This is a genomic window from Aquimarina sp. RZ0, assembly GCF_008370685.1.
GTDB lineage: Bacteria > Bacteroidota > Bacteroidia > Flavobacteriales > Flavobacteriaceae > Aquimarina.
This window is the reverse complement of record NZ_VTZU01000048.1, coordinates 20,116-45,772: the sequence shown is the minus strand read 5'-3', so window position 1 is coordinate 45,772 and position 25,657 is coordinate 20,116. Positions and strand designations below refer to the sequence as shown.

The 25,657-nt window shown below is 32.3% G+C and carries 20 protein-coding genes and 3 pseudogenes; 9 read left to right on the top strand and 14 right to left on the bottom strand.

Annotation, left to right across the window (positions count from 1 at the left end):
- Positions 1 to 89: 89 nt before the first annotated feature.
- Positions 90 to 251, bottom strand: a pseudogene (locus tag F0000_RS17940) (transposase domain-containing protein); the annotation flags it as partial.
- Here F0000_RS17940 and F0000_RS17935 point away from each other — a divergent pair.
- Positions 248 to 522: pseudogene (locus tag F0000_RS17935) on the top strand (transposase); the annotation flags it as partial. The pseudogenes F0000_RS17940 and F0000_RS17935 sit on opposite strands and share 4 nt — an antisense overlap.
- Positions 523 to 553: 31 nt before the next feature.
- On the opposite strand, the gene F0000_RS17930 reads toward F0000_RS17935, so the two are convergent.
- From F0000_RS17930 to F0000_RS17915, 4 genes are all read right to left on the bottom strand, one after another.
- On the bottom strand, positions 554 to 2,281 hold the full coding sequence (locus tag F0000_RS17930; RefSeq protein ID WP_149626109.1) for a phospho-sugar mutase: 1,728 nt from the start codon (positions 2,279 to 2,281) through the stop codon (positions 554 to 556).
- A 134-nt stretch (positions 2,282 to 2,415) separates the two neighbouring features.
- Complete coding sequence (locus F0000_RS17925; RefSeq protein ID WP_149626108.1) at positions 2,416 to 3,363, bottom strand: glycosyltransferase family 2 protein; 948 nt, start codon at positions 3,361 to 3,363, stop codon at positions 2,416 to 2,418.
- Positions 3,364 to 3,873, bottom strand: a complete 510-nt coding sequence (locus F0000_RS17920; RefSeq protein WP_188112175.1) for a DUF4199 domain-containing protein — start codon at positions 3,871 to 3,873, stop codon at positions 3,364 to 3,366. It lies immediately after the preceding gene.
- 125 nt (positions 3,874 to 3,998) lie between these two features.
- Positions 3,999 to 4,526 (bottom strand): DUF4199 domain-containing protein, encoded by a 528-nt coding sequence (locus F0000_RS17915; RefSeq protein ID WP_149626106.1) that lies wholly within the window; start codon positions 4,524 to 4,526, stop codon positions 3,999 to 4,001.
- Between the two features lie 173 nt (positions 4,527 to 4,699).
- On the opposite strand from F0000_RS17915, the gene F0000_RS17910 reads away from it, so the two are divergent.
- Positions 4,700 to 4,951, top strand: a complete 252-nt coding sequence (locus F0000_RS17910) for a type B 50S ribosomal protein L31 (RefSeq protein ID WP_025741669.1) — start codon at positions 4,700 to 4,702, stop codon at positions 4,949 to 4,951.
- A 190-nt stretch (positions 4,952 to 5,141) separates the two neighbouring features.
- Complete coding sequence (locus F0000_RS17905; protein ID WP_149626105.1) at positions 5,142 to 6,323, top strand: GlmU family protein; 1,182 nt, start codon at positions 5,142 to 5,144, stop codon at positions 6,321 to 6,323.
- Between the two features lie 74 nt (positions 6,324 to 6,397).
- Here the strand turns inward: F0000_RS17905 and F0000_RS17900 are convergent, their stop codons facing one another.
- On the bottom strand, positions 6,398 to 7,486 hold the full coding sequence (locus F0000_RS17900) for a hypothetical protein (RefSeq protein ID WP_149626104.1): 1,089 nt from the start codon (positions 7,484 to 7,486) through the stop codon (positions 6,398 to 6,400).
- Between the two features lie 124 nt (positions 7,487 to 7,610).
- Positions 7,611 to 9,197: an ABC transporter substrate-binding protein gene (locus F0000_RS17895; RefSeq protein WP_255452792.1), complete on the bottom strand. Its 1,587-nt coding sequence runs from the start codon at positions 9,195 to 9,197 to the stop codon at positions 7,611 to 7,613.
- A gap of 179 nt (positions 9,198 to 9,376) precedes the next feature.
- Here F0000_RS17895 and mtaB point away from each other — a divergent pair, with 179 nt between their 5' ends.
- Positions 9,377 to 10,693 carry a tRNA (N(6)-L-threonylcarbamoyladenosine(37)-C(2))-methylthiotransferase MtaB gene (gene mtaB / locus F0000_RS17890; RefSeq protein WP_188112174.1) on the top strand — a complete coding sequence of 439 codons (1,317 nt, stop codon included), beginning with the start codon at positions 9,377 to 9,379 and terminating at the stop codon, positions 10,691 to 10,693.
- Between the two features lie 50 nt (positions 10,694 to 10,743).
- Here mtaB and F0000_RS17885 read toward each other — a convergent pair whose 3' ends face one another.
- A complete protein-coding gene (locus F0000_RS17885; RefSeq protein ID WP_149626102.1) occupies positions 10,744 to 11,046 on the bottom strand; it encodes an N-acetyltransferase in 303 nt (100 codons plus the stop codon).
- Between the two features lie 291 nt (positions 11,047 to 11,337).
- Here F0000_RS17885 and F0000_RS17880 point away from each other — a divergent pair, with 291 nt between their 5' ends.
- Positions 11,338 to 11,997, top strand: a complete 660-nt coding sequence (locus F0000_RS17880; RefSeq protein WP_149626101.1) for an alpha/beta hydrolase — start codon at positions 11,338 to 11,340, stop codon at positions 11,995 to 11,997.
- Positions 11,998 to 12,072: 75 nt separating this feature from the next.
- Complete coding sequence (locus F0000_RS17875; RefSeq protein WP_149626100.1) at positions 12,073 to 13,020, top strand: lytic transglycosylase domain-containing protein; 948 nt, start codon at positions 12,073 to 12,075, stop codon at positions 13,018 to 13,020.
- Between the two features lie 645 nt (positions 13,021 to 13,665).
- Here the strand turns inward: F0000_RS17875 and F0000_RS17870 are convergent.
- Positions 13,666 to 14,466, bottom strand: coding sequence for a redoxin domain-containing protein (locus F0000_RS17870; protein WP_149626099.1), 801 nt, complete (start codon positions 14,464 to 14,466; stop codon positions 13,666 to 13,668).
- 149 nt (positions 14,467 to 14,615) lie between these two features.
- Complete coding sequence (locus tag F0000_RS17865; protein WP_149626098.1) at positions 14,616 to 15,131, bottom strand: DUF2892 domain-containing protein; 516 nt, start codon at positions 15,129 to 15,131, stop codon at positions 14,616 to 14,618.
- A gap of 170 nt (positions 15,132 to 15,301) precedes the next feature.
- On the opposite strand from F0000_RS17865, the gene rpmH reads away from it, so the two are divergent.
- The 3 genes from rpmH (at position 15,302) to F0000_RS17850 (ending at position 21,550) form a co-directional block, all read left to right on the top strand.
- Positions 15,302 to 15,460: a 50S ribosomal protein L34 gene (rpmH, locus tag F0000_RS17860; RefSeq protein WP_081414554.1), complete on the top strand. Its 159-nt coding sequence runs from the start codon at positions 15,302 to 15,304 to the stop codon at positions 15,458 to 15,460.
- Positions 15,461 to 15,565: 105 nt separating this feature from the next.
- Positions 15,566 to 18,418: a carbamoyl-phosphate synthase large subunit gene (carB, locus tag F0000_RS17855; protein ID WP_149626097.1), complete on the top strand. Its 2,853-nt coding sequence runs from the start codon at positions 15,566 to 15,568 to the stop codon at positions 18,416 to 18,418.
- Positions 18,419 to 19,243: 825 nt separating this feature from the next.
- Positions 19,244 to 21,550 (top strand): T9SS type A sorting domain-containing protein, encoded by a 2,307-nt coding sequence (locus tag F0000_RS17850; RefSeq protein WP_149626096.1) that lies wholly within the window; start codon positions 19,244 to 19,246, stop codon positions 21,548 to 21,550.
- 321 nt (positions 21,551 to 21,871) lie between these two features.
- Here F0000_RS17850 and F0000_RS17845 read toward each other — a convergent pair.
- The 4 genes and pseudogenes from F0000_RS17845 to F0000_RS17830 all read right to left on the bottom strand — a co-directional run.
- Positions 21,872 to 22,075 (bottom strand): annotated as a pseudogene (locus tag F0000_RS17845) (transposase domain-containing protein); the annotation flags it as partial.
- A gap of 426 nt (positions 22,076 to 22,501) precedes the next feature.
- Entirely contained in the window at positions 22,502 to 23,116 is a 615-nt protein-coding gene (locus tag F0000_RS17840) for a methyltransferase (protein ID WP_255452791.1), read from the bottom strand.
- A 63-nt stretch (positions 23,117 to 23,179) separates the two neighbouring features.
- On the bottom strand, positions 23,180 to 24,700 hold the full coding sequence (locus tag F0000_RS17835; protein WP_149626094.1) for a radical SAM protein: 1,521 nt from the start codon (positions 24,698 to 24,700) through the stop codon (positions 23,180 to 23,182).
- A complete protein-coding gene (locus tag F0000_RS17830) occupies positions 24,690 to 25,649 on the bottom strand; it encodes a hypothetical protein (protein ID WP_149626093.1) in 960 nt (319 codons plus the stop codon). Before F0000_RS17830 ends, F0000_RS17835 begins: the two co-directional genes overlap by 11 nt.
- Positions 25,650 to 25,657 lie beyond the last annotated feature (8 nt).

Genomic DNA, 25,657 nt, shown 5'->3' with positions numbered 1-25,657 from the left:
CTTGATTTACATTATAAAGACACTTTACAGATAAGTATACCCTAAAAAAAAGTAGTTTTTTATAAAATCAGGATAAATATTGGAGCTATTTAGGTAGCGCTATTCCAATTATTCGGTAGTAATTCTGTTAATTTATTAGCCTTATGTTCTGGGATTCTTTCCAGCACATCTTTCAGCCAGATATAGGGATTTACATTATTAATTTTACAAGTAGCAAAGAAAGAATATAGCATAGCGGCTTTCTGGGCAGCCCACTTTAGAAGGTATGATTGAAATGGATGAAGGTTATTTTAGGGCTGCATCTTCTGAAATAGAGAAACAAAAAGTAAAAAGAGGTCGTGGTGCAGTAGGGAAACAAAACGTAATGATTATGGCAGAATCCATTCCTTTAGAAGATACTAAGACCAATAGGAAGGATCGTCAATGTCGTTATTTTAAAGCCAAAGTACTTACAGATCATAAGGCGCTTATGATATAAATGATACTGTTAAAGAATCTTTAGATGAAAAAGTAACTCTGTTTATATCTTATATGAATTCCAACGATTAGTACGTTATAATTGCAATTCTTCCTTAATAGTTTCAATTTTATCGTCTAATTTTTTTTGTACAGTATCAAAGTCAGAAGGTTCACTTAATGATTCTTGTACACTAATATAAAATTTTATTTTGGGTTCTGTACCACTAGGTCTTGCTGCAATTTTACTACCTGCCTCTGTATAGAAAATTAATACATTAGATTTGGGCATATTTATAGGATATTCTGTATGATCCTGTATATTTTTAGCAATACTAGATTGATAATCTTCAATTAATATTACATTTTCTTTATTAAAAGATGTAGGCGGATTGTTTCTTAAGTCAATCATTGCCTGCTTAATTTCCTGAGCTCCTTTAATACCTTTTTTAACTAATGAAACTAAGTTTTCTTTGTAAAAACCGTATTCAGTATATAATTTTAGAAGTTCATTGTAAAAAGAGCTATCATTTGATTTTGTATATGCTACTATTTCGCAAGCAAGAAGTGTAGAAGTAACGGCATCTTTATCTCTTACAAAATCACCTACCATAAAGCCAAAACTTTCTTCGCCACCGCCAATAAAATGTTTTTCGGGAAAGTCTTTTATTAATTTTGCAATCCATTTAAAGCCGGTAAGTACTTCTTTGTATTCTACAGAAAATGCATCAGCAAGGTTTTTCATCATAGGAGTAGAAACTATGGTAGAAGCAATAAATTCATTTCCGTTAATACCTTTTTTCTCCTTATAATATTTTAATAGAAACCAGGTCATTACGATCATGGTTTGATTTCCATTTAATAGTTGTAATTCATTCTTGGTATTGCGAACGGCAATTCCCAGGCGATCGCAATCGGGATCCGTGCCTATTACGATATCTGCATTAACTTTTTCTGCAAGCTCAATAGCCATGGATAATGCCTCAGGTTCTTCTGGGTTAGGAGATTTTACTGTAGGGAAATTACCATCTGGTTTTTCTTGCTCTTTTACTATATGTACATTTGTATACCCGGCTTTTTCTAAAGTTTGAGGAACTGCCGTTATTGATGTACCATGTAAAGGAGTAAATACAATTATCGTGTTATCTTTTGCCTTTTGAGTAGCTGTAAAGCTTCCATTTTTAGCACTGTTTTCTACAAAAGGAATATCAATTTCCGTGTCTATTTTTTGAATAAGATGCGCATCAGCATCAAATTTTATGTCAGAATATTTTAATGAATTTATTTCTGAAATAATTTCGCCATCCTGAGGAGGAACTAATTGTCCGCCATCTTGCCAATACACCTTATAGCCATTGTATTCTGGTGGGTTATGACTGGCAGTTAGTACAATTCCACAATGACAACCTAATTCTTTTACTGCAAACGACAGTTCAGGGGTGGCACGTAGGCTGGAAAATAAGTATACTTTTATCCCATTGGCAGAAAATACATCAGCTACAACCTGAGCCAAGGTATCACTGTTATTCCTGCAATCATATGCAATAACAGTTTTTAATTGTTCATTAGGAAATTGTGTGTGTAAATAATTACTCAGTCCCTGAGTACTTTTTCCCAATGTATATTTGTTAATACGATTAGTGCCAATTCCCATAATACCGCGCATACCACCTGTTCCAAATTCCAGATCTTTATAAAAACTTTCCTTAAGAGCTTCTACATTATTTTGTTCTAGTTTTTTGATTTCAGCTATTGTTTCGCTATCAAAAACGGGTGTTAACCATTCTTTAACTCTTGTAGCTATTTTGGATTCTGTAATTTGCATGCGAATAGTTTTGATTACAAAAATACTATTAAATTTTGGTTTGTGGGGCACCAAAAATAAAGTAGCTAATAATTCACTTTATCAGATAAAAAGCTAATAATATTTTTAAAAAAAAGATGTTTTTCTGCGAAACTTTAAAGATGTACTGTCTCTGAAATTTTATATCGCTTTTTATTGCGTCCACTAGTGAGTATAATTTCGCCTAAGAATCCTGCAAGAAAAAACTGTGTACCTAATATCATTGATGTGAGAGCTAAATAGAACTCTGGTCGTTGGGCAATTAGCCTTCCTTTGGTTTGTATAAATAATTTATCGATACCCAGATATAAAGAGAAAAAGAACCCGATAATAAAAAGAATGGTACCGATAAGTCCGAAAAAATGCATAGGTCTTTTGCCAAAACGAGACATAAACCATATAGTTACCAAATCCAGAAAACCATTAACAAACCGGCTCATACCAAATTTAGTTTTTCCATATTTTCTGGCTTGATGTAATACAACTTTTTCACCAATTTTGTTAAAACCAGCATTTTTTGCCAGGACAGGGATATATCGATGCATTTCTCCATATACCTCTATGTTTTTGATAACTTGTTTTCTATAAGCCTTTAATCCACAATTAAAATCGTTAAGTTTTACTCCAGATGTCTTTCTTGCTGCGGCATTAAATAATTTGGAGGGTAAATTTTTAGCAATAACAGAATCATATCTTTTCTTTTTCCAGCCAGAAACCAAATCAAAGTTATCGTTAACAATCATGCTATACAATTCAGGAATTTCTTCCGGGTTATCTTGTAAATCAGCATCCATAGTAATGGCTACAGTGCCTTTGGCTTCAGAAAAACCAGCATGTAAAGCTTGTGATTTTCCATAATTTCTAAGAAAACGAATACCTTTTACATTTTTATCAGTATCAGATAGTTTTGTAATAGTTTGCCAGGAGCCATCAGAACTGCCATCATCAATAAAGATGATTTCATAAGAAAAAGAATTAGATTGCATTACACGAAGTATCCAATCATATAACTCTTGTAAGGACTCTTGTTCATTAAGTAACGGTATAACTACGGAGATATTCATCTATTTCAATTCTTCTTTAGTTTTTAGTACAGAACCCGCAATGAGAGATATGATTGAACCTAAAAAGATAAACCAAATGGTATACATAATAACTCCAATATACGACTTACTAGTGTCTTGATTTTTGAGATTTTCTGTAACCTGTTCTAGCTGCTCAGGAGAAAATTGCTCCGTAAATTTAAGTGTCATTGTATTTTGAAACTCTGGATCTATATATTGGTCATATATAAATGCCATTACACAGTATAACAATCCTACGATGCCCATGATACTAATGCCAACTTTCAAAGCATCAAAAATAGTAAAGATGTTTTTTACTTTTTTATATTTTTTAATCGTATAAATAATAATAATAACTTCTAAGATAAAAGCTATTAAAAAAGTGGAATAGTATATAATAGGAGCTGTATCAAGTATTCTTGATACATAATCTAACAAAACTCTTACGATTCCAGATATAATTGCAATTCCTAAAATGTAAGTAATAAATTTTTTCTGAGATTCCCCCATTAGCATTTTAATGAAAATTAAGGACAAATATAGGTAATCCATGTGTAGAAAATCTTATTCTAAAATACAAAAGTGGGTTACTCGGAAGGAACCCACTTTTGTGTATTTAGTCAACCTTGTTGAACTTAGTATAAAGGTTCATTCTTTCTTATTGCGAGACAAGCAAGTAGTCCAACGATGATGTAGAATACCATGCCACCAGCCCAGTTTTTTAATTGAGTTGCAACTCCAAAAGTATTTTGTTCTTCCATTTTAGTAATGGTTTCATCAATTGTTTCTTGGGGTGCTCCAAACCGCTCCATCATCTGCACGGTAACTTCGATAGATCTTTCTTTGATACTTTCGGCAGCTCCGGTATCGATAACAGTAAAAATTAAGATTCCAACCACCATACTTATAAGGGTTCCTATAACTATGGTTAGAAAATAGGAAGTAAAAGCACTTTTGTAAGAAATATATCCACCTAATAATTTTCTACTTTTAATCGCAGAAATAATCCCAATGGTTATGGTAATACCTAATAATACTAACAATAACCACCATTGCGTAAATATATCCTGATAAGCAACATATCCAATAACAGTAATTAAAGATAGTATAACACCAAGGATAAGACCTTGAGTAATTGCAGTAGATTTAACAGATTTTTCCATAGTATTTAGTTTTGGTTATTTATAAACCATAAGTATATAAAATTACTAAATTGTTACATTTAGCATAGGAAAAAAAGAATTTTAATTAAAATCAACAAAAAAATAACATTGCTATTGCAAATTTAAAGAATATGATTAAATTTGCACCTCGAAAAAATGATAAGATAATTAAGATGAGAAAAGATATTCACCCAGAAAATTATAGACTAGTTGCCTTTAAGGATATGTCAAATGATGAGGTTTTTTTAACTAAATCTACTGCGAATACTAAAGAAACACTTGAGGTTGATGGTGTTGAGTATCCGTTGGTAAAATTAGAAATTTCTAGAACCTCTCATCCTTTCTATACAGGTAAATCTAAACTAATTGATACGGCAGGACGTATTGATAAGTTTAAAAATAAATATGCTAAGTTTAAAAAGTAATTTAGTATACAAGAATTATTTAAAGCCTTTCTGTAATGAAAGGCTTTTTTGTTTTTAGATCTTACCGTATTTTTGATAAGCTAAAATTATCAGGCTAACTTATGAGATGAGCCATAATAATTAAGTTGGTGTCAACTTGAATGTTAATGGCGAATTCTATCTGACTATAAAAAACAATAAATAAAAACAGATGAATTATATCCTTTTTGACGGATCTTCCAGAAATGCATTATTACCTTTTACCTATACCAGACCGGTTGCCGATATTAGAATAGGGATTTTGACCATTCGTGAGAAATGGGAAAAATATTTAAGCAGCACAACGTCTACAGTTACTGAAGACTATCTTAGTGATAAGTTTCCTATGGTAGAGTTAGAAGAAAATGTAATGATCAATGCTTCGTACCTTCCTACACAGAATCTAGTAAATTTAATTGGTAATCTAAAACCAATGCAGGCTGTTTTTTATAAGGATGAACCTATTGCATTTTATACAAAAGAGGAAGAAGAAGTTGATTTTGATTCATTTGAAGTCATTCAGTATAATTATGATGTTATTACGGTAAAAAATACGTGGGATATTTTTTCAAAAAATGAGCAATCAATTAGAGAAGATTTTGACTTATTGACAAAAGATAGGGAGAGTCAACCTATTCCTGCCAGTAATAATATAATTGCCCCGGAAAATATATTTTTAGAAGAAGGAGCTATATTAGAATTCGCTACACTAAATGCCTCTGGAGGTCCTATATATATAGGAAAAGATGCAGAGATTATGGAAGGTAGTTTGATTAGAGGTCCATTTGTATTATGTGATCATGCAACTGTAAAAATGGGAGCAAAGATATATGGAGGTACTACAATTGGTCCATATTCTAAGGTAGGCGGAGAAATTAGTAATTCTGTACTATTTGGATATTCAAATAAAGGACATGATGGTTTTATAGGAAACACAGTAATAGGAGAGTGGTGTAACTTGGGAGCAGATACAAATACTTCTAATTTGAAGAATAATTATGCCCCGGTACGTCTTTGGAGTTATGAGCAAGAAGGGTTTGCTAAAACAGGATTACAATTTTGTGGATTGATGATGGGAGACCATTCCAAATGTGGAATTAATACGATGTTTAATACAGGTACAGTAGTTGGGGTCAATGCAAATATCTTTGGTAGCGGATTCCCTCGTAATTTTGTACCTAGCTATAGTTGGGGAGGAAGTAGCGGTTTTACTACATATCTTACCAAAAAAGCTTTTGAAGTGGCTAAAGTTGTCATGGCTAGACGTAAAGTAGATTTTACAGAAGAAGATGGGAAAATTTTAACACATATTTTTGAGGATACACAACCATGGCGTAAAAGTTATGATTCATAAAGAATAAGTCCATGTAATGAATTCACATGGACTTATTTTTATGCTTGATAACGTCTTTTAAGAAAGAAAAAAAATTATTTGTTGAAATGAAATTCAACAATATAAGTTTCCAGATCGTCATTATATTCACCTTCTATAATAAGACTTGATTCTGTTATTGTAGCTTTACCATCAAACAGGAGATAGCCATCTTCTTCGAAACCATTTTCTGAAACTCCATTATCTATTTCTGAATATTCGAATTCTACTAATGTCAACCTTCCTTCTTCTTCATCATAAGCCCAGTTTCCTTTGGAAGTATACATTTCTTCTCCTTCTTCTTCAAAAGAGGCAATACAGTTTTCTCTTGTTTGTTGATAGTCTAGATTTGTATAGTTAGATGTTTCGGCATATGAGTATGTGCCATCCGCATTAAAGATAATTGGTAAAGATAAAAGGGTGTCACAGTATGCATTTTCAACGGTTAATTCCATTTCATTTTCACAAAAAACAGTAGTATTATCACATTCTTCTTGACCAAGAGTGTCTTCTGTAATACCGTCCCTGGTTCGTTTAGTATAATTCCAGGTTCCTATAATATTAGGATTCCCTCCCCAAGCTTCAACTTCTACGCAAACTTCTATCGGTTCGCTAATATTGCCATCAGTATCATATATGCAGATAAGGTAACAAAAAGTACCAGCAGAAACAGTGTCTTCAAAATTTACATCAATTTCAATTTCTTGATCGTTTAGTTTACTTGTTTGATGAGTAAGTAGTCTTCTTCTTTTATGATCATTACTATGTGAAGATTTGTTAGATGGGGAAACATCCCAATATTCATCTGCTGTCTCGCCATTATCTTTTGATTTTACCTGAATATACGCTCCGGCATAATTAGCAGGGGCTTCAAAATTAATATTAAATCCATTTTTCTGAAAAGCAGATTGGTTTGTTTGATCCATACTAAAAGTTAACGTTCCATTAGGAGACGGAGCATTCCCGGAAACTCTGTTACCCCCTGGAATAAGAATATTTTTAGAAATGTCAGTTGGGTCTAATGCAATTTCTTCTGTTGGATCTGGAGTAATATTTACAAGCCCTTCTGGGCTTGAGTCATCATCACTACAAGATATGATAAAAAGAAATGCAGATACGATTAGACATAAATAATGTTTTTTCATCAATATAATTTTTAGTTGAAATTTTATTGGCACGAATATAATTAAAAAGAAGTAAAAACAGGTTTAAAATACTTTTTTTATCGATAAAAAGCATTTTTTTAAATATTTTTTCTAAAAAAAGAGATTATTCCTTCTCTTTCCATACGCGTTTTAGTACTAAAAAATTCTGAGGATTATTAGTGAGTCCTTTTACGTTTTTTTGCACAAATCGTGTAACTTGGTCATAATACAAAGGCACTATAGGTGCATGGGCAATAATAATAGAGTCCATTTTTATATAGAGTTCTTCTCTTAGTTTGTTGTCGGTAACAGAGAAACTTTGTTCATATAATCGATCAAACGCATCATTCTTAAAATGTGTGTAATTAGGTCCGTTAGGAGTAAAGTTTTTACTATAAAACGGGGATAAGAAATTTTCGGCATCCGGGTAATCTGCGATCCAACTTGCTCTGAAGGTGTCTAATTCACCGCTCCATTTTTTCTTTCTAATGGTAGATGGCGTCATAACATCTACTATAATGGTAAGCCCTGTTTTTTCCATTTCGCGCTGGATAAACTCGAATAAGCTTTGGTAATTATTGTCTGTTGCAATATGGATTGTAGGTTTTTTATTACCACTTGCCTTGATGTATTCTTTTATAAGGAGTTCTGATTTTTTTGGATTGTATTCGTACCCTTGTTGATTGTTAAACCCAGGTAGTCCTTTGGGTATAAAGCCGCTATTTGCTGGAGAGCCAACCCCATTCTTTAGATAGGTGATCATTTTTTGTCTATCAAATCCGTGATTGATCGCTTTACGGATAAGCTCGGACTTTACCTCGTCTTTTTCTCCATCAAGGTAGAAACCCAAATATTCAGAATTCAGGTAAGAACCTTTAGAGAAATTAATCTTGTTTTTGAATTTTGCCCTTAATTTTCCACTTGGAGTTAGTAATTCATCTTTGTATGATGCATCTAAACTGTTTAGAAAATCTATATTACCTTTGGCAAATTGTAGAAATTCTGTTTGTTTGTCTGGTAAAAATGTTACAGCTACAGCTTCTAAATAAGGTAATTGTGTACCTTTTTCGTCTTTTTCAAAGTATAATTCATTTCGTCTAAGTACTAGTTTTATGTTTTCTTCCCATAATTTAAATTTAAAAGGTCCTGTACCTACCGGGTTAGATCTGAAATTAGTGCCATAGAATTCTACAATTTCTTTGGGAACTACAGAGCAGTAGCGCATACTCATTAAACCTAAAAATGCAGGAAAAGGTTTTTTTAACTGCATGTTAAAGATAGTGTCGTTAATGGCTTTATAAGCAGATACATTATTTAAAACCCAGTTTCCGGGTGACGCAACTTTAGGATCTGTAAGCCTATTAAAACTATACTCAAAGTCTTGTGCTGTTACAATTCTTGTACTGTCCTTTGTTTTAAATTGATGGTGCTTATGGAATTTTACATCATTTCTTAGAATAAAGTTATAAGTCAACATATCTTCAGAAATGCTCCATTTTTTAGCAATATCTGGTTGTATATGCAAAGAATCGTCTAACTGTATCAATCCATTAAATAACTGATTTGTTGCCCAAATAATAGGCGGATTTCTGGCAAAGGCAGGATCTAGTGAATTGATATTGGAGTATTCGTTATATCTAAATATCTGATAGTCTTTTTCCTGGTTTAAAGGGTTTTTACAAGAAACACATGAGGTGCAAAGATAAACCACTGTAAAGTAGTTGATTATATTGCTTAAATGATTAATTTTCAATTTCAGTAAATGGATTATTGTTGGTATCTTTGACGGTTTTTAATCATGATACTGACTAAGATCAGTATCTTTTTGTTAAAAACTAGTATAAATATAAACAGATTTCTGTCTTAACAGGCGTAATAGTATATATATTAATGAGAAAAAAAGTAGCTTTTTATACTTTAGGATGTAAGCTGAATTTTTCAGAAACTTCTACAATTGCCAGAAATTTCACGGATGAAGGTTTTGATCGTGTAGATTTTTCTGAGTCTGCTGATATCTATGTAATAAACACCTGTTCTGTAACAGAAAATGCAGATAAAAGATTCAAAACAATCGTTAAGCAAGCTCAAAAATCAAACCCTGATGCGTTTGTTGCGGCCGTAGGTTGTTATGCTCAGTTAAAGCCAGAAGAATTAGTTGCGGTAGACGGAGTGGATCTTGTATTGGGGGCAACCGAGAAATTTAAAATTACAGATTATATTAATGATCTGTCCAAAAATGAGTTTGGTGAAATACATTCTTGTGAAATAGAAGAAGCTGATTTTTATGTAGGTAGTTATTCTATAGGTGATCGTACCAGAGCATTTCTTAAAGTGCAGGATGGTTGTGATTATAAATGTACCTATTGTACAATTCCTTTGGCAAGAGGGATTTCGCGCAGTGATACGCTAGAAAATGTATTAAAAAATGCCAAAGATATTTCTGAACAGCATATTAAAGAAATTGTATTGACAGGTGTTAATATAGGTGATTATGGGAAGGGTGAGTTTGGAAATAAAAAGCATGAACATACTTTTTATGATTTGGTACAAGCACTAGATAAAGTTGATGGCATAGAGAGATTACGTATTTCTTCTATAGAACCGAATCTTTTAAAGAATAAGACAATTGATTTTGTTTCAAATTCCAGAACTTTTGTACCTCATTTTCATATCCCTCTACAATCTGGGAGTGATGAGATTCTGAGACTAATGCGCAGAAGATACTTAAGTGATGTATATGTGGATAGGGTAAGTAAAATAAAAGATGTAATGCCACATGCCTGTATAGGTGTTGATGTTATTGTAGGTTTTCCGGGAGAGACGGATGATCATTTTTTGGATACATATAATTTTTTGTCAGGATTAGATATCTCTTATTTACATGTGTTTACGTATTCTGAAAGAGAAAATACAATCGCTTCAGAATTAGCAGGAGTAGTGCCACAACATATCCGTAAGAAAAGAAGTAAGATGCTACGTGGATTATCTGTAAAGAAACGGAGGTCGTTTTATGAGAGTCAAATAGGGACAGACCGAATAGTGCTTTTTGAGTCAGAAAATAAGGAAGGATATATTCATGGATTCACAGAAAATTATGTAAAGGTAAAAATGCCATGGGATCCTTCATATGTAAATACACTACATAAAGTAAGACTATCGAATATTGATGATGACGGAATGGTTAGATTTGATTTTTTAGATAACTGAAAAAAAACCTACTATTCAGTAGGTTTTTTAGTTTTACGATATCTTCTTTTCTAAATGTTTATGCCCACAGGAAGTAAATCTTTATATTTTCTTCTGTTTTTTCTCATAAATTTAGCAATAATAGGGCTTGTAGGAACAAGTCGTATATTACGTTCTTCTATAATATTAAAAACAGCTACAATAAAATCTTCAGAATATCCCTTTTCGATTTGTTCTTCACTCATAATGAGTTTGGTAAGGAAAATTTTTCTTTCTTGTTGAGCATATTCAATCTTTGCTTTTTGACCTTCAATAGTGGTTTCGAATTGTCTTAAAAATTCGTTGTCCACGATTTCTAATTCCACATCGCTCATGTTCTCCATATTTTTTTTAATTTAATATTTAATAAAAATTAAAAGGGGCATCATTAATCATAATCCATTTCAGAAATTAAACTATTTACTATGAAATCACAGCTTGTAGAAAATTTCAATTTTTAATTATTGTTTTTTATCCTAACTAGTATTTGTTAGTTAAAAAAAACCCTTTTACAATAATTTAATATGGTGTTTACTTTTTTCTGAAAAAGTATTACTATAATTTTGATGTGCAAAGATAAGAAAATTACAGGTTTAAAAATAAAAACCATTGTTAAAATACCTAATATGGAGGAAGTTACCCACATCTATTTTGTTCCTGGAATGGCCGCAGATGTTTCTATTTTTGAGCATATAGACCTTTCAAAGGATAGATATCAGACACATATGATCCCATGGAAGATTCCTGAGAAAGGAGAACCTATGGATACTTATGCTAAAAGGATGTGCGCAGAAATAACTCATGAGAACATTGTATTAATAGGTGTCTCTTTTGGAGGCATTATGGTTCAGGAAATGAGTAAGTATTTGAAAATAAAAAAATTAGTTATCATTTCTAGTGTAAAAAGCAAACATGAATTGCCGAATAGAATGAAGCTGGCAAGAAAAACCAAAGCATACAAACTTATGCCTACATCAATCGTTTCTAAGATAGATAATTGGGAAAAACTTGCTTTTGGAGATTTTGCAAAAAAGAGAGCTGCCATGTATCAAAAATATTTATCCATCAATGATAAGGTGTATCTTGATTGGGCAATAGAGAAAATTGTTTGTTGGGATCAAGAAGAACCAATACCAAGTATTGTTCATATTCATGGCGATAAGGATATTGTTTTTCCAATTACTCATATAAAAGATTGCATTACCATAGAAAAGGGAACTCATGTCATGATAATTAATCGAGCTAGGTGGTTTAATGAGAATTTGCCAAAAATTATTAGTAATTAATTGTTGATAAATCCATTATTTTACGTTATTTTGGAAACATAGAAATTTATCCCCCGAAATAAAATCTACTTAACGATGAAAATGATAAAAAAAATTTTAGTTTTTTTAGGAGTATTATTTACTTTTGGAATATTGATTAATGCTACACAGAAAGAACCTCAAAAACCTATTGTTCAAGAACTTTTAGAAGAAAAATTAATTAATGATTATAATGTATATGCGGTGCCTATGCCGGATAATCTTAATTTTGCAGGAGAATTGGTGCCTGTAGAAAACCCCGATATTAGAGAGCGAATGGATAGGGAGCTTTTGGTGAATACATATTGGCAATCCAATGGATTGTTGTTGTTTAAACGTGCAAACAAATATTTTCCTATTATTGAGCCTATATTAAAGGAACATGGGGTTCCTGATGATTTTAAATATCTAGCTGTGATTGAGAGTAGCTTAACTCAGGCTGTTTCTCCGGCGAGGGCTACTGGATTTTGGCAGATATTAAAGAATACTGGTAGAGAATATGGGCTAGAGGTTAACCAAAATGTGGATGAGCGCTATCATATAGAAAAAGCTACAGAGGCTGCCTGTAAATATTTAAAGAAAGCAAAAAAACGTTTTGGAAACTGGACACTAGCTGCTGCTGCATATAATGCAGGAAGCGGCGGTATTAATAAACAATTACAGCGTCAAAATGCAAAATCATATTATGATTTATTATTAGGACAAGAAACAGGAAGATACGTTTTTAGAATTGCAGCTGTTAAGGAGATTCTGAGTAATCCTAAGAAATACGGGTTTAATTTTAAAGATGAAGATTTGTACGAATATATTCCTACCTTTACTGTTTTTGTAGATGAACCTATTGTAGACTTTAATGAATTTGCTGCAAAATACGGTATTAACTATAAGATTTTGAAGCTCCATAATCCCTGGCTGAGAGAGGCACATCTTAATAACGCTTCTGGAAAAGAATATTTGATAAAAATCCCAAAAGACGGTTATTATAAAACGAATGTTGGTCAATAATAGTTGTACATCAAAATACACGATTAGATCCAGAAGTTTTTACAAATACAAATAGTGCACAATAAAGACTATTAATCTATCCAGTGTAGCATATAGATACATCTGTTTTTTGAAAACGTAATATCGATACAATCACAATTGTTTTGCAGGTGGTTATTGGTTTACCGACGGCATTTTGAATGGAATAAAGGGAATAGGAGGGAGTGTTGTTATGATACTGTTTTATCTTATGGTGTTGTCAGGTTTTACTTAGCACAGGCTAAATGTACGAGCCTTGCTGTATTCTCTGTTCCCGTAACACTATTTTTGGCTGCTTTTAATATAATAAGGAAGGATATGTAAACTGAAAATTTGCTGTAATCATAGTAATTACATTATCTGAATTGGATAGGTATGCTATTCTTATATTTTAAGAAGATAATCTTGGAAGTAAACTCACAATTTCTATAAATCAAATACTGCTTTAAAAAATATTTGGAGGAGTTTTTTTTAATAGTAACATTAAAATGATTTTTGAAAAATGAGTTATTCTCTATCGTTATCTGAACTGGATAGACGCACTGTTCTTAGGTGTTTGTAAAAATTTAAGAATCCCGATGTTTTACCATAATTTAGGGGTGTAGTACACTATCAATTTAACTGGATTTACCTTTTTTGATTGTCTATCGAGTCTTTTTCTCTTCTATATCGCTCATATTCTTCATCAATATCGCGTTCTTCTCTCGTTCTTTTATCTTCCTCATTAAGCTCATTTTCTTTATTAGTCTCTGATTGATTCAGATCTAAATCTGTTATCAAAAGAGAAACACCTTTAGAAAGTGAGTTGTAATGAATAGAATAGGAGTTACTAAGCGTTTCACTAGAATGATGCGTAACAATTTTTCGGATGTCTAAAAGTTTTTTATCAGCATCCAAAAAATACATCATAGGAAAGCCTAATGAATGCTTGAGATTATTGATGATGTATGAATTCTGATTGGTTTTTTCATTGACATAGAGCAAATGTGCATTTTGGCTATATTCGTTCTCTTTTTCTTTAAGACTTTCTCTAGTATCCCAGAACAATACAACAAAATCAATCTGATCGTGGAACTTGTCTATTAAATCATTTAAAGCAGGAATCTCTCCAACACCAGGGACACACCAGGTAGCATAGGTAATAAGAAATATCGGTTTTTCAAATGTAGAAAAATCAATAGGATCTCCTTTGGTGGGACTCATACTAAAATTATCCATGTATGTTCCTTTGAGGTGGTTATCAACCAAAGAATCAAATAAAAACTGAGCATATTCCAGATCCTGATCTTTATATGCTTGATTACTTTTTTGATTATACTTCTTAATATGAGCGGCAATACCCACAGAAAAAGGAATTTTTCTTTCGGGTTGCCCAAAAGTATTTCCAAAATATAAAAAGAGTATTCCTAGAATTAAAATTTTCTTCATTACAACTTAATTATGGTAGCTAATGTACTATAAAGTCTTTAGAAATTACAGCTTCGGTTCATTAAAACCTTACATTTTGCAGTAGACCTTACTTTCTTTTTGTTTTCTAAAACTAATTGATAACGCAATTTTAGTAGCAATTAGTGTGCCTAAATCTTTTTCATTTGTTGCTTCATCATGGAGATTTGGTCTTTCAGCATCCCATGTTTATCTAGTTTTTTTGCCTCAGTAAGCAATAGTTGTGCCTCTCTCTTCCTTCTTTTAGTCATGGCTATACCTGCTAGATTAAGCTTTGCAACGGCTAGATCTTGATTCATTGACAACCCAAGTTTAATCGCTTTTTTTAAATATTTTTCTGCTTGTGTAATATTAGTCTGCGATAACATGATACCCAAAAGATAATTATAATATCCGTGTTGCTTTGTAGTCAGAGCAGTTTCCGGATTCTTAATTTTATCCAACCATTTTTTGGCTCCGGGAAAATCTTGTTTACGCAATCTTAAAAATGAAATAAGAATGAATTCGTTTTTAAAATATAAAAATATAAAAAATAGAGCTAGTAAAATAAGCATGATGCCATTACCAATATATCCTTCTATCATTTGCCAAATGGCTATTCCAATGATTAATGCCGCAATTACTAATTTAATATTTTTATTGTACATGAAATGTATTATTTTTTTATCGCGGCAAAGGTAATAAAAACAATTAAAAATATTTTGATAATTAGGTTTGTGAAAGTAAAAACTCTTCGTATATTTGCCCGCAGTTTTGGGATGAAGGCCCATCAGTATTAAAATATAGGTTTCAAGAAGATAAAGAAATATAGATAGCAATGAAAAGAACGTTTCAACCATCGAAGAGAAAGAGAAAAAACAAACACGGTTTTAGAGAGCGTATGGCTTCTGCTAATGGTAGAAAGGTATTAGCTCGCAGAAGAGCTAAAGGTAGAAAAAAGCTATCTGTTTCTTCAGAACTAAGACATAAGCACTAATGATTGTAGTGTAATGAATGATATATAAGGTGTTACTTTTTTAGAGTAACGCCTTTTTTTATATCCGATCCTAAAAATATTTTAAAATTTCAATACCGTTATCAAATGCCTAAAAACGAAAAACTCAAAAGTATATTGATCATAGGATCAGGTCCAATTGTAATAGGACAAGCATGTGAGTTTGATTACTCCGGATCGCAAGCGTTACGTTCACTTCGCGAAGATGGAATAGAAACAATATTAATTAATTCTAATCCTGCTACCATAATGACAGATCCGTCTATGGCGGATCATGTGTATTTAAAACCTTTAAATACCAGATCAATTATACAGATTCTGAAAGATCACCCTCAGATCGATGCTGTGTTACCGACTATGGGAGGACAAACAGCGCTGAATTTGTGTATAGAAGCGGATGAAAAAGGAATATGGAAAGATTTTGATGTAGAAATTATTGGCGTTGATATAGATGCTATTAATATTACAGAAGACCGGGAACAGTTCAGAGAGTTAATGCTTAAGATTGGCATTGGAATGGCACCACAAGCTACTGCAGGATCATATCTCAAAGGAAAGGAGATTGCTCAGGAGTTTGGTTTTCCACTAGTAATTAGAGCATCTTATACGTTAGGAGGGGCTGGAGCATCTTTTGTGTATAAAGAAGAAGATTTTGATGAATTACTGACTCGTGGATTAGAAGTGTCGCCAATTCATGAAGTTATGATTGACAAGGCATTGATAGGATGGAAGGAATATGAATTAGAATTACTGAGAGATGCCAATGATAATGTAGTTATTATTTGTGCCATCGAAAATATGGATCCTATGGGTATCCATACAGGGGATTCTATAACCGTTGCTCCGGCAATGACACTTAGTGATAAAACATATCAACGTATGCGTGATATGGCTATTCATATGATGCGTAGTATTGGTGATTTTGCCGGTGGATGTAATGTGCAATTTGCAGTAAGCCCTGATGAGAATGAAGAGATTATAGCCATAGAAATTAATCCACGTGTATCTCGTTCTTCTGCATTAGCCTCTAAAGCAACAGGATATCCAATAGCAAAAATTGCTGCAAAATTAGCAATAGGATATACACTAGATGAATTAGATAACCAAATTACAAAGTCTACCTCTGCTTTATTCGAACCTACATTAGACTATGTTATTGTAAAAATACCACGTTGGAACTTTGATAAGTTTGAAGGATCTGATCGAAGATTGGGGCTACAAATGAAATCTGTAGGAGAAGTGATGGGGATTGGTCGTTCTTTTCAGGAGGCATTGCATAAAGCTACGCAATCTCTGGAGATAAAACGCAATGGTTTGGGAGCTGATGGCAAAGGATATAAAGATTATGATCAAATAATAGAAAAACTTACTTATGCCAGTTGGGATAGAGTATTTGTAATCTATGATGCCATACAAATGGGGATTCCTTTAAGTAGGATTTATGAGATCACAAAAATTGATATGTGGTTCCTGAAACAATATGAAGAATTATATTTTTTAGAAAAAGAGATTACTACCTATACAATTCAATCATTGACCAAAGAGCTTATTCTTGAGGCAAAACAAAAAGGATTTGCAGACAGACAAATTGCTCATATGTTGGGATGTTATGAAAGTGAAGTATATGCCAAAAGAGAAGAACTTGGAATTAACAGGGTGTATAAATTGGTAGATACCTGTGCAGCAGAATTTAAAGCTAAAACCCCCTATTTTTATTCAACTTTTGAAGCAGCTGTAGAAACTCCTGAAGGTAAAACATATGTTGCGAATGAAAGCGTAGTTACTGATAAGAAAAAAATTGTAGTATTAGGATCTGGTCCTAATAGAATAGGTCAGGGGATCGAATTTGATTACTGTTGCGTTCATGGAGTATTGGCTTCTGCAGAATGTGGATACGAAACCATTATGATTAACTGTAATCCTGAAACAGTTTCTACTGATTTTGACACAGCTGATAAACTATATTTCGAGCCAGTTTTCTGGGAACATATATATGATATCATCCGTCACGAAAAACCGGAAGGTGTGATTGTTCAATTAGGAGGGCAGACGGCTCTAAAATTAGCAGAGAAATTAGATCGTTACGGAGTTAAAATTATTGGGACTACTTTTCAATCATTAGATTTAGCCGAAGATAGAGGAAGTTTTTCAACATTATTAAAAGAGAACAATATTCCGTATCCTGAGTTTGATATAGCAGAAACTGCCGATGAAGCTTTGGAAGTAGCGGATCGATTGGATTTTCCGATATTAGTAAGACCTTCTTATGTATTAGGAGGGCAAGGAATGAAAATTGTTATAAACAGACAAGAATTAGAGGAACATGTAGTAGACTTATTGCGTAAAATACCAAACAATAAGTTGTTACTGGATCATTATCTGGATGGCGCCATTGAGGCAGAAGCAGATGCGATTTGTGATGGCGAAAATGTGTATATTATAGGTATTATGGAGCATATAGAGCCTTGTGGAATACATTCTGGAGATTCTAACGCTACATTACCACCGTTTAATCTTGGTGAGTTCGTAATGCAGCAAATAAAAGACCACACTCATAAAATAGCATTGGCTCTTAATACTGTAGGATTAATTAATATTCAATTCGCTATAAAAGATGATATTGTATATATAATTGAAGCGAATCCCAGAGCATCCAGAACAGTTCCTTTTATAGCAAAAGCATACGGTGAGTCGTATGTGAACTATGCAACTAAAGTAATGTTAGGAGAGAAAAAGGTAACTGATTTTGATTTTAAACCACATTTAGATGGATTTGCTATTAAGCAACCTGTGTTTTCTTTTAATAAATTTCCGAATGTAAATAAAAAGCTGGGACCAGAGATGAAAAGTACGGGAGAGAGTATTTTGTTTATCGATGACCTTAAAGATGATCAATTTTATGATTTATATTCAAGAAGAAGAATGTATTTAAGTAAATAATTTCAATAGCTTTTATAAGATCACATAACATAGCCTGAGATATTCTTTTATTCCTGACAAAGATTTTGATTTACAGGTTTTTTAATCTTTTTGATACTGAACTCATCTTGGGTAGTGGTTTGACCTACAAAATTTACATTTTGCACACTAATTTTGTTGTTTTTTTTAACCGTAGCTATGACTATGCTAAAAAAACCTATTTCATTATAGTACAAAAGCCAAATTTTTCGATTGAAAACCACTGCTCAAGATAAATTCACTAATTTTATTTTAAAATAAATCTGTACAGCATGTAATTTTCATAAAACTAAATATATTATTTTCAATAACACCTCATTTGTATAGCTTTGAGGTGTTTTTTTTTTTTTTTTGTCTTATGATTTGGTGCTTATATCGATCTGTTTTAAACTATGTATTGATTTTTTAAAGAGTTATTTTTTGTTTTATGCTGCTGAAATATACTGTTTTGTATTATTCTGTTAATAGATTGTGATATTTTTTTAGTGACGAGATATATGTTTTAATTGTTGATTATTAATAAGATATAAATGATTTGAATGGAGTTTTTTAAGATAATTATGATACTTTTGTGGTTTGTAAGTTTTTTAATACAAGTTAGTGTAATTTTTTTATAATGTATTCGACATAACAATCTTGAGATTAAATTAAATATTTGATTCTCTAAAAAACATATTTTCTTTTGAATATTTTTTAAATATATAAACATAAATAGAACTCATCTTGACTTTTTATTTCCTAAAAAATAAAAAGTCAAGATGAGTTCATGAAAAATAATTATATACCCTTTTTAAAATCCTGAAAACTATGAATTTAAAAATTACTCTTTTTACATTTTTATGTCTTAGCTTCTCTGCATTTGCGCAGGTTGAAGTCGATGTTAATTTTGATTTGCGTCACGTTGTAGGAGGTCAAGATACTTTTGATCGAGAAAAATTTATTGTGATCCATGCAGATGCCACTGAGAATGATTATAACGTAGAGCTAGGAAAATTAGATAGTCTTTTAACTCGTTATGATGCACATTATGGCCGAGAAGCAGGGCGTATGCGATTTCTTGCAAGTCAGGTATCTGAGGATCCCTCAAGACCAGGGTTTGCAAACCCTTCTAGTATTACTTCTGCCGGGAATCAATTAAATACGAATTACAATCTTTTTCAGCCAGGAAAGCATGCAACACAGAATAAAGGTCGTGTAATAACAGCAGCACAAGACCGTCCTTTCTTTCCTGATGGAACTTCTGCCGGAAATTTTGCTTTTTCACAAGCAGATGGTCCTGCAGATGATGATTTTGGTACGGCAACTGGAGAATTTATGGCGTTGTTTTTAAGAGACGGCTACGGAGATAATCCGACAAGTGGTGCAGATGGCCCTCCAAGACCTACCTGGATAGAGGTTATTAACGAACCCTTTTTTCCTTTAGTAGATTTTACGCAAGGAGCACCAGCAGCCTCTACCGAGGAAATTTTTGAATTACATAGAACGGTAGCCAAAGAAATAAAAGCAGTAAACCCTGATGCACTTGTAGGAGGTTTTACAAACGCATTTCCGGATTTACAATTTTTTGGTAAAGATGCAGGAAACCAGCAGTTGTTTGGGCAATGGGAAGAACGATGGAAACGTTTTATTGATGAGGTAGGAGAAGATATGGATTTTTATTCGATACACTTATATGATTTTCCTAGTATACAAGGAAGTGAAATACTGCGTAAAGGAGGTAATATCGAAGCGACCCTCGATATGATTGAGCATTATAATACCATACAGTGGGGAAGTGTGAAGCCTTGGGTAATTTCGGAATATGGCTCTCAATTAAATGATTTTTTTGGTCAAAACTGGTCTCCTGGGAGAGATTGGTTTATGTTACGAGCTTTTTCTTCTATGATGATGCAATTTATGGAACGACCAGACGTAATTGAGAAAACGGTTCCTTTTGTTTTGGCAAGAGCAGAGTTTTTATATGCAGGTGCAGGTGTTCCAGGATTTGTATATCCCTGGCGTATGATGCGAAGAGCAGAAGAAGCACCAGCTCCGACTGGAGGAGGGCTTACTCAAGCCAATTTATTTCCTGCTTTTCCTAATTTTACAGCTCCGGTTGATCAGGAATATGATTTTACAGAGATTATTAAGTTTTATGAACTATGGGCTGATGTAAATGGTACACGTGTTGATACCAAGTCTACAGATTTAGATTTGATGGTAGATGCCTATGTAGATATTCCTAACAGCAAAGCCTATTTAATTTTGAATAGCCTTGATGAAACTGATTTGACTGTTAACTTAAATGAAAAAGGAGTAGATCTCGCAAATGTAACAGGAGTAAATATTAAGCAGTTATTCCTGGGAGCTGATGGTAACCCAACACTCACCTCAGAAGATTTCACTGCAGTTCCTGCAACCGTTACTTTGAGGGAAGAAGCGAATATGATTATTGAATATAGTTTTGATCAAACTCCAGTAGTTGATGAAACCTCTACAGAACAAAAAATATATGCAACAACATATAACCAGAATATTGTAGCCAACCAACCTATTACATTCACGATACCGGGAGTAAGTCTTGGGACGCAAGGTGAGGCAGTGTTACGTTTAGGTATAGGAAGACTTATCAACACTCAACTTATTCCTGTGGTTACAGTAAATGGTACTCAAGTTTCAATTCCTGCAGATTATAGAGGAGATACGCAGGATGATAGAGTAAATAGAGGAGATCAAAACATATTTTTTGGAATGTTAGAAGCAGATGTGCCCTATAACCTTTTAAATGCAGGGGATAATACAGTGGTTGTGACATTTCCTGATAATGGAGGTGCTATCAGTAGTTGCGCACTGCAGACATTTGATTTTACAAGAGAAGTCATTCGTACATCGGACATATTGTCTACCCCTGATATTGATAATCCAGAAAGTAAAATTTCTGTGTACCCAAATCCAACAAATAATCAATTACATATTTCCGGTAAATTTGATAATTGGAAGATATATAATGTGTTAGGATTCACTGTGAAAGAAGGTGAAGGTGCTGCAATAAATGTTACTGATTTAGCTACTGGATTGTATTACGTCTCTTTTGATAATACAGCTAATAAAGTATTGAAATTCATGAAAAATTAACGAATGGTTGGTTTTGAATAGTAAATTCTTAAAAAGATTATTTATTAAAGATACCAAAAAGACAAGTTATACGATTTGTGATTAAAAAATTCGTATAAATTCATTGAATTATTTTTTCTTTATGCAAGGCAAAAAAATCAAGCATAGCTATAGCTACGGTTTATTTTTTAAACGAAGTAGAAAGGAAAAAGAAACGATGAATATGCGAAATTTTTAGTTATAAATCGTATTACATCTTAAGATGTGGCTTGTCTTTTTATTTTAGGAACTATTTTTTAGATATTAACATTCTCAAATGAAATTACGTAAGCATCCGAGCAACTACAGGCTAAGATTTATTTTATATCCAGGTAGCAGTTGATGAAGCTTTTGTATGCTGTGCTTCGGTATTCGCTGGAGTGTCTCTTCTAACCATTCTCTGGGATTGATATTTTGCATTTTGCAACTTCCAAAGAAAGAATATAGCATTGCAGCATCCTGTGCTGCTTTGTGTGACCCGCAGAAGAGATAATTTTTTCTTCCGATTGGCCAGCCTCTTTGAAGTAGAACACACCTTTAGAGCACTTAAGAGCCAATTAGAAATACGTCCTGTATTCCACTGTATTGACCAAAGGATAAAGGGCATATTGCTATGTGCTTTATAGCATTTACATTTGTAAATCACTTAAAAAACGCTACCAAGCTTCAATATAGAACTCTAGTAAAGGCAATTGATACTATGCCAGGTCTCTGAAATCAAAGATGATAAAGTAACCTCTACTGTATACCTACACTCTAGAATAAGCCAGCACCAACAAATAATCATCGACAAACTTAAGCTCAAAGTGCTAAACGATACAATAGCTCAAAAATCTATAACTCAATATTTTAAAAAATAAGGTAGTGCATCTTGTTTTTTTTTTTTTTTAAAAGAACTCATTATCAGTATATTAATTGTTTAAACTTTCAAAGTCAAGAAGGTTCTAAGGTTTTTGATTTGATTTGAAAAATATAGTTTTTCTCACCAAAAACTTTTTTCTCTAAAACGGTATCGAAAACAAGGTTTGATTTAGTAGCTATAACTTTTATATAATCGATTTTACAGTCTTCAGAAAGAATCATATATATATTAAAACTAGTATTTATATGATTAGTAAGTTGTTTAAAAAGCTTTTTAAAATATTCAAAATCTTCTCCACAAAACCAAGCTTGTTCCTTTACATTTTTAGGAATTTTCGGATAATAAGGAGGATTAATGATAATATAGTCAAAAATCCTGTTTTCGATATTGTTAAACAAATCAGAATGGATAAGTTCTACTTTTAGACTATTTCGATGACTATTTTTTTTTAAATATTCCAGTGCTGTTTGATTAATATCTGTTGCTATCACTGTAGCCCCTTTTTTTGAAGCAAATAAAGAGATAATACCAGAGCCACAACCTAGCTCTAATACAGTTTTGTTATTTAGTTTTATTAGGGATAAAAAATCAAGTAATATTTTTGTACTTATGGTTAGTTGAGGAGGAAAAACATCTGGATGTACTATAACAGTGATATCATCATAACTGTACTTTCTAGGTTTCAAATAGAATAATTTTAAACCTAATTTTAGAAAGAAATGTAGTGTTTTTTTTATTAGATTTCTCATTTATTCTGAGTAAAACCCTTGAATTTCAGGTTGGCGGTATTTCCAGATTTTATGCAAAACTTTTATCTCGTATGGAAATCGATACCATCCAAATTTAAATCGATATCCGGAAACTAGTTTTAATATTTTTTTTTTATACCCTATTATTTTAAAATCCGAAGCCGTAGGATAGTATCCATTAAGTACGGTTTCAAAATTTTTTATAGTATCTACCATTTTTGGAGTTAGCCATGGAGTTAAGGGGTTTTTTCGGAGATCAAATTTTTCCCAACTTGGAGAAATCCATTCATCTAATGTTTTTGGGAACGAAAAACCAGCATCAATAATTTGTTGATATAACTCTGAACCTTCTGTAGGTACCGGACTGTATAAATATATAATGATTTCTGCATTCGGGTTAATTTTTTTTATCTTTTTGATAAAATTGATATCCCATAGTATTTGATCATATACTTTTTTCTCTGTTTCTGCTGGTAACCCCAAAACAAATGATAATTCGGGAATGATTTCTACTTTTTTCATTCTTAAAACGAATTCTTCAATCATTTTACCAGTTTGAGTACCTCCTTTGTTCATTTGTTTTAGCACATCATCATTCCCTGTTTCTGCACCTAAAAAAAACATAGTACATCCTGCTTTTCGCATTAGTTTTAGATCTTTGTCGCTGTATTGATTGATAGTGTCAATTCTACCTTCTCCCCACCATTGGATGCCATCATCCTTTATTAATTCGGCAAATTCCAAAACACGTTTTTTAGATGTAAAAAAATTATTATCATGAAACTCTATTGCATCAATATCATAATGATTTTTAAAATATTTAATATCCTTATATATTGTTTCAGCAGATTTGGCTTTCCATCTGGCATTATAAATAGGGACAACTGCACAGAAAGAACATGTAAAAGGACACCCCATGCTAGAATGATAGGCAAGTGTTTTATTACCTAAAAAAGTTTTAGCCAAATAGTTTTCTATTGGATAAAATGTGTTGAGATATTCGTAAGGCAATGGAGGTAAACTATCCTGATCTAATAAGGCTTCTTTTACAGTATGTATTATTTTTTGATTATGATCCTGATATATCAGATTTTTTATAAGTAATAATGCGTCGGTTTTTTTATTTTCTAAAACATCGATTAGTTCTGGAAAAGTATTATCTCCAGGACCATTTACAATATAATCTACATATCCGGAGGTTATAGATACTTTATATTGATTAGATGCAAAATATCCTCCCCAAATCACAATACTTTCAGGATAATCTTCCTTTATTTTTTTTGAAAAAGGAATTGCCTGTTTTAGCTGAGGTCCCGGCATTACTGTAGAACAAAGGTATTTGAAGTCACCAGTTTTAAAATAAGTATTTATGGTTTCCCAAGGATTATTTTCTAAATTACCATCTACAAAAACATATTCGTACTTGCCATGAATTGCAGCACCCACTTGTAAAATAGTATTGGGTATTCGATGTTTAGCATTAGCACTTCTGGGATTAAATATGATGATTTTATTTTTCAACTTCAAATTCTTTTTTTAAATTTAAAATAGCTATCGGCAATAGTAACACGATTAATGGTAAAAACAAGCGTAATTCAATAATTGAACCCATAATATAGTGAATTATCATAAATGGAATTATCGTAAGAACAATTGCTTTTATTTGTATAGATTTTTCCATTATCTTTTTTAATGAAAGATACAGAATAGGTAACAATAGAACAAGTAAGTGTAAGTTATATTCCAAAGCCCGACCAATAAAGTCTAGATGAAATCCGGGGAAATTGGTTTTTAAATTTGAGAAGTCGGGATACGACCCTTGCGGAACATCCATTAAAAATCGAATAGAAAGATAAGTCAAAACCCCCATTGCATTGATCCATATTAATGGTAAGTATTTTTTATTTTTGAAAAGCAAAAAAGAAAAAGGAAGTAGCAAAATAAGAGGTGTTTCTCTATTCAAAATACTTAGGGCCAATATACAACCGAAGAAAAGCCATTGTTCCCGTTTGGCAAGCACTAATAATCCAATCATGAACAGTACATTTAGAATATCCTGTGTTTCAATAATAATTATACCAATTACCTGTGTTTGAATAATTGCAATGTAAAAGGACAGAATTAAAGCTGTCAAAAAAGCTATAAACGGAGAAACAAATTGTCTGCTATATATAGTAAACCAATGTAGGGTGAAATAGATGAATAGGATATTTAGAATAAAAGCAAGGTTTATCGGCGTAAAACTAGTAATGGTTGCTATCAAATCAATAAGGTTTACTATTAGAAAACGATATGAATATGGAGCTTCAATACTTTGATCTAAAATCCCATCATACATAAGATAAAATCCATTTTTCATATAATTAGTTCCGATTCGGTTGTCTAATGTCAAAGGAGTTTTATCTATAAGAGCAATAAGAATAGAAACACAAACAAAAGTTAGGTGTTGTATGTAGCTGGTTTTTTTCAATCTTTTAG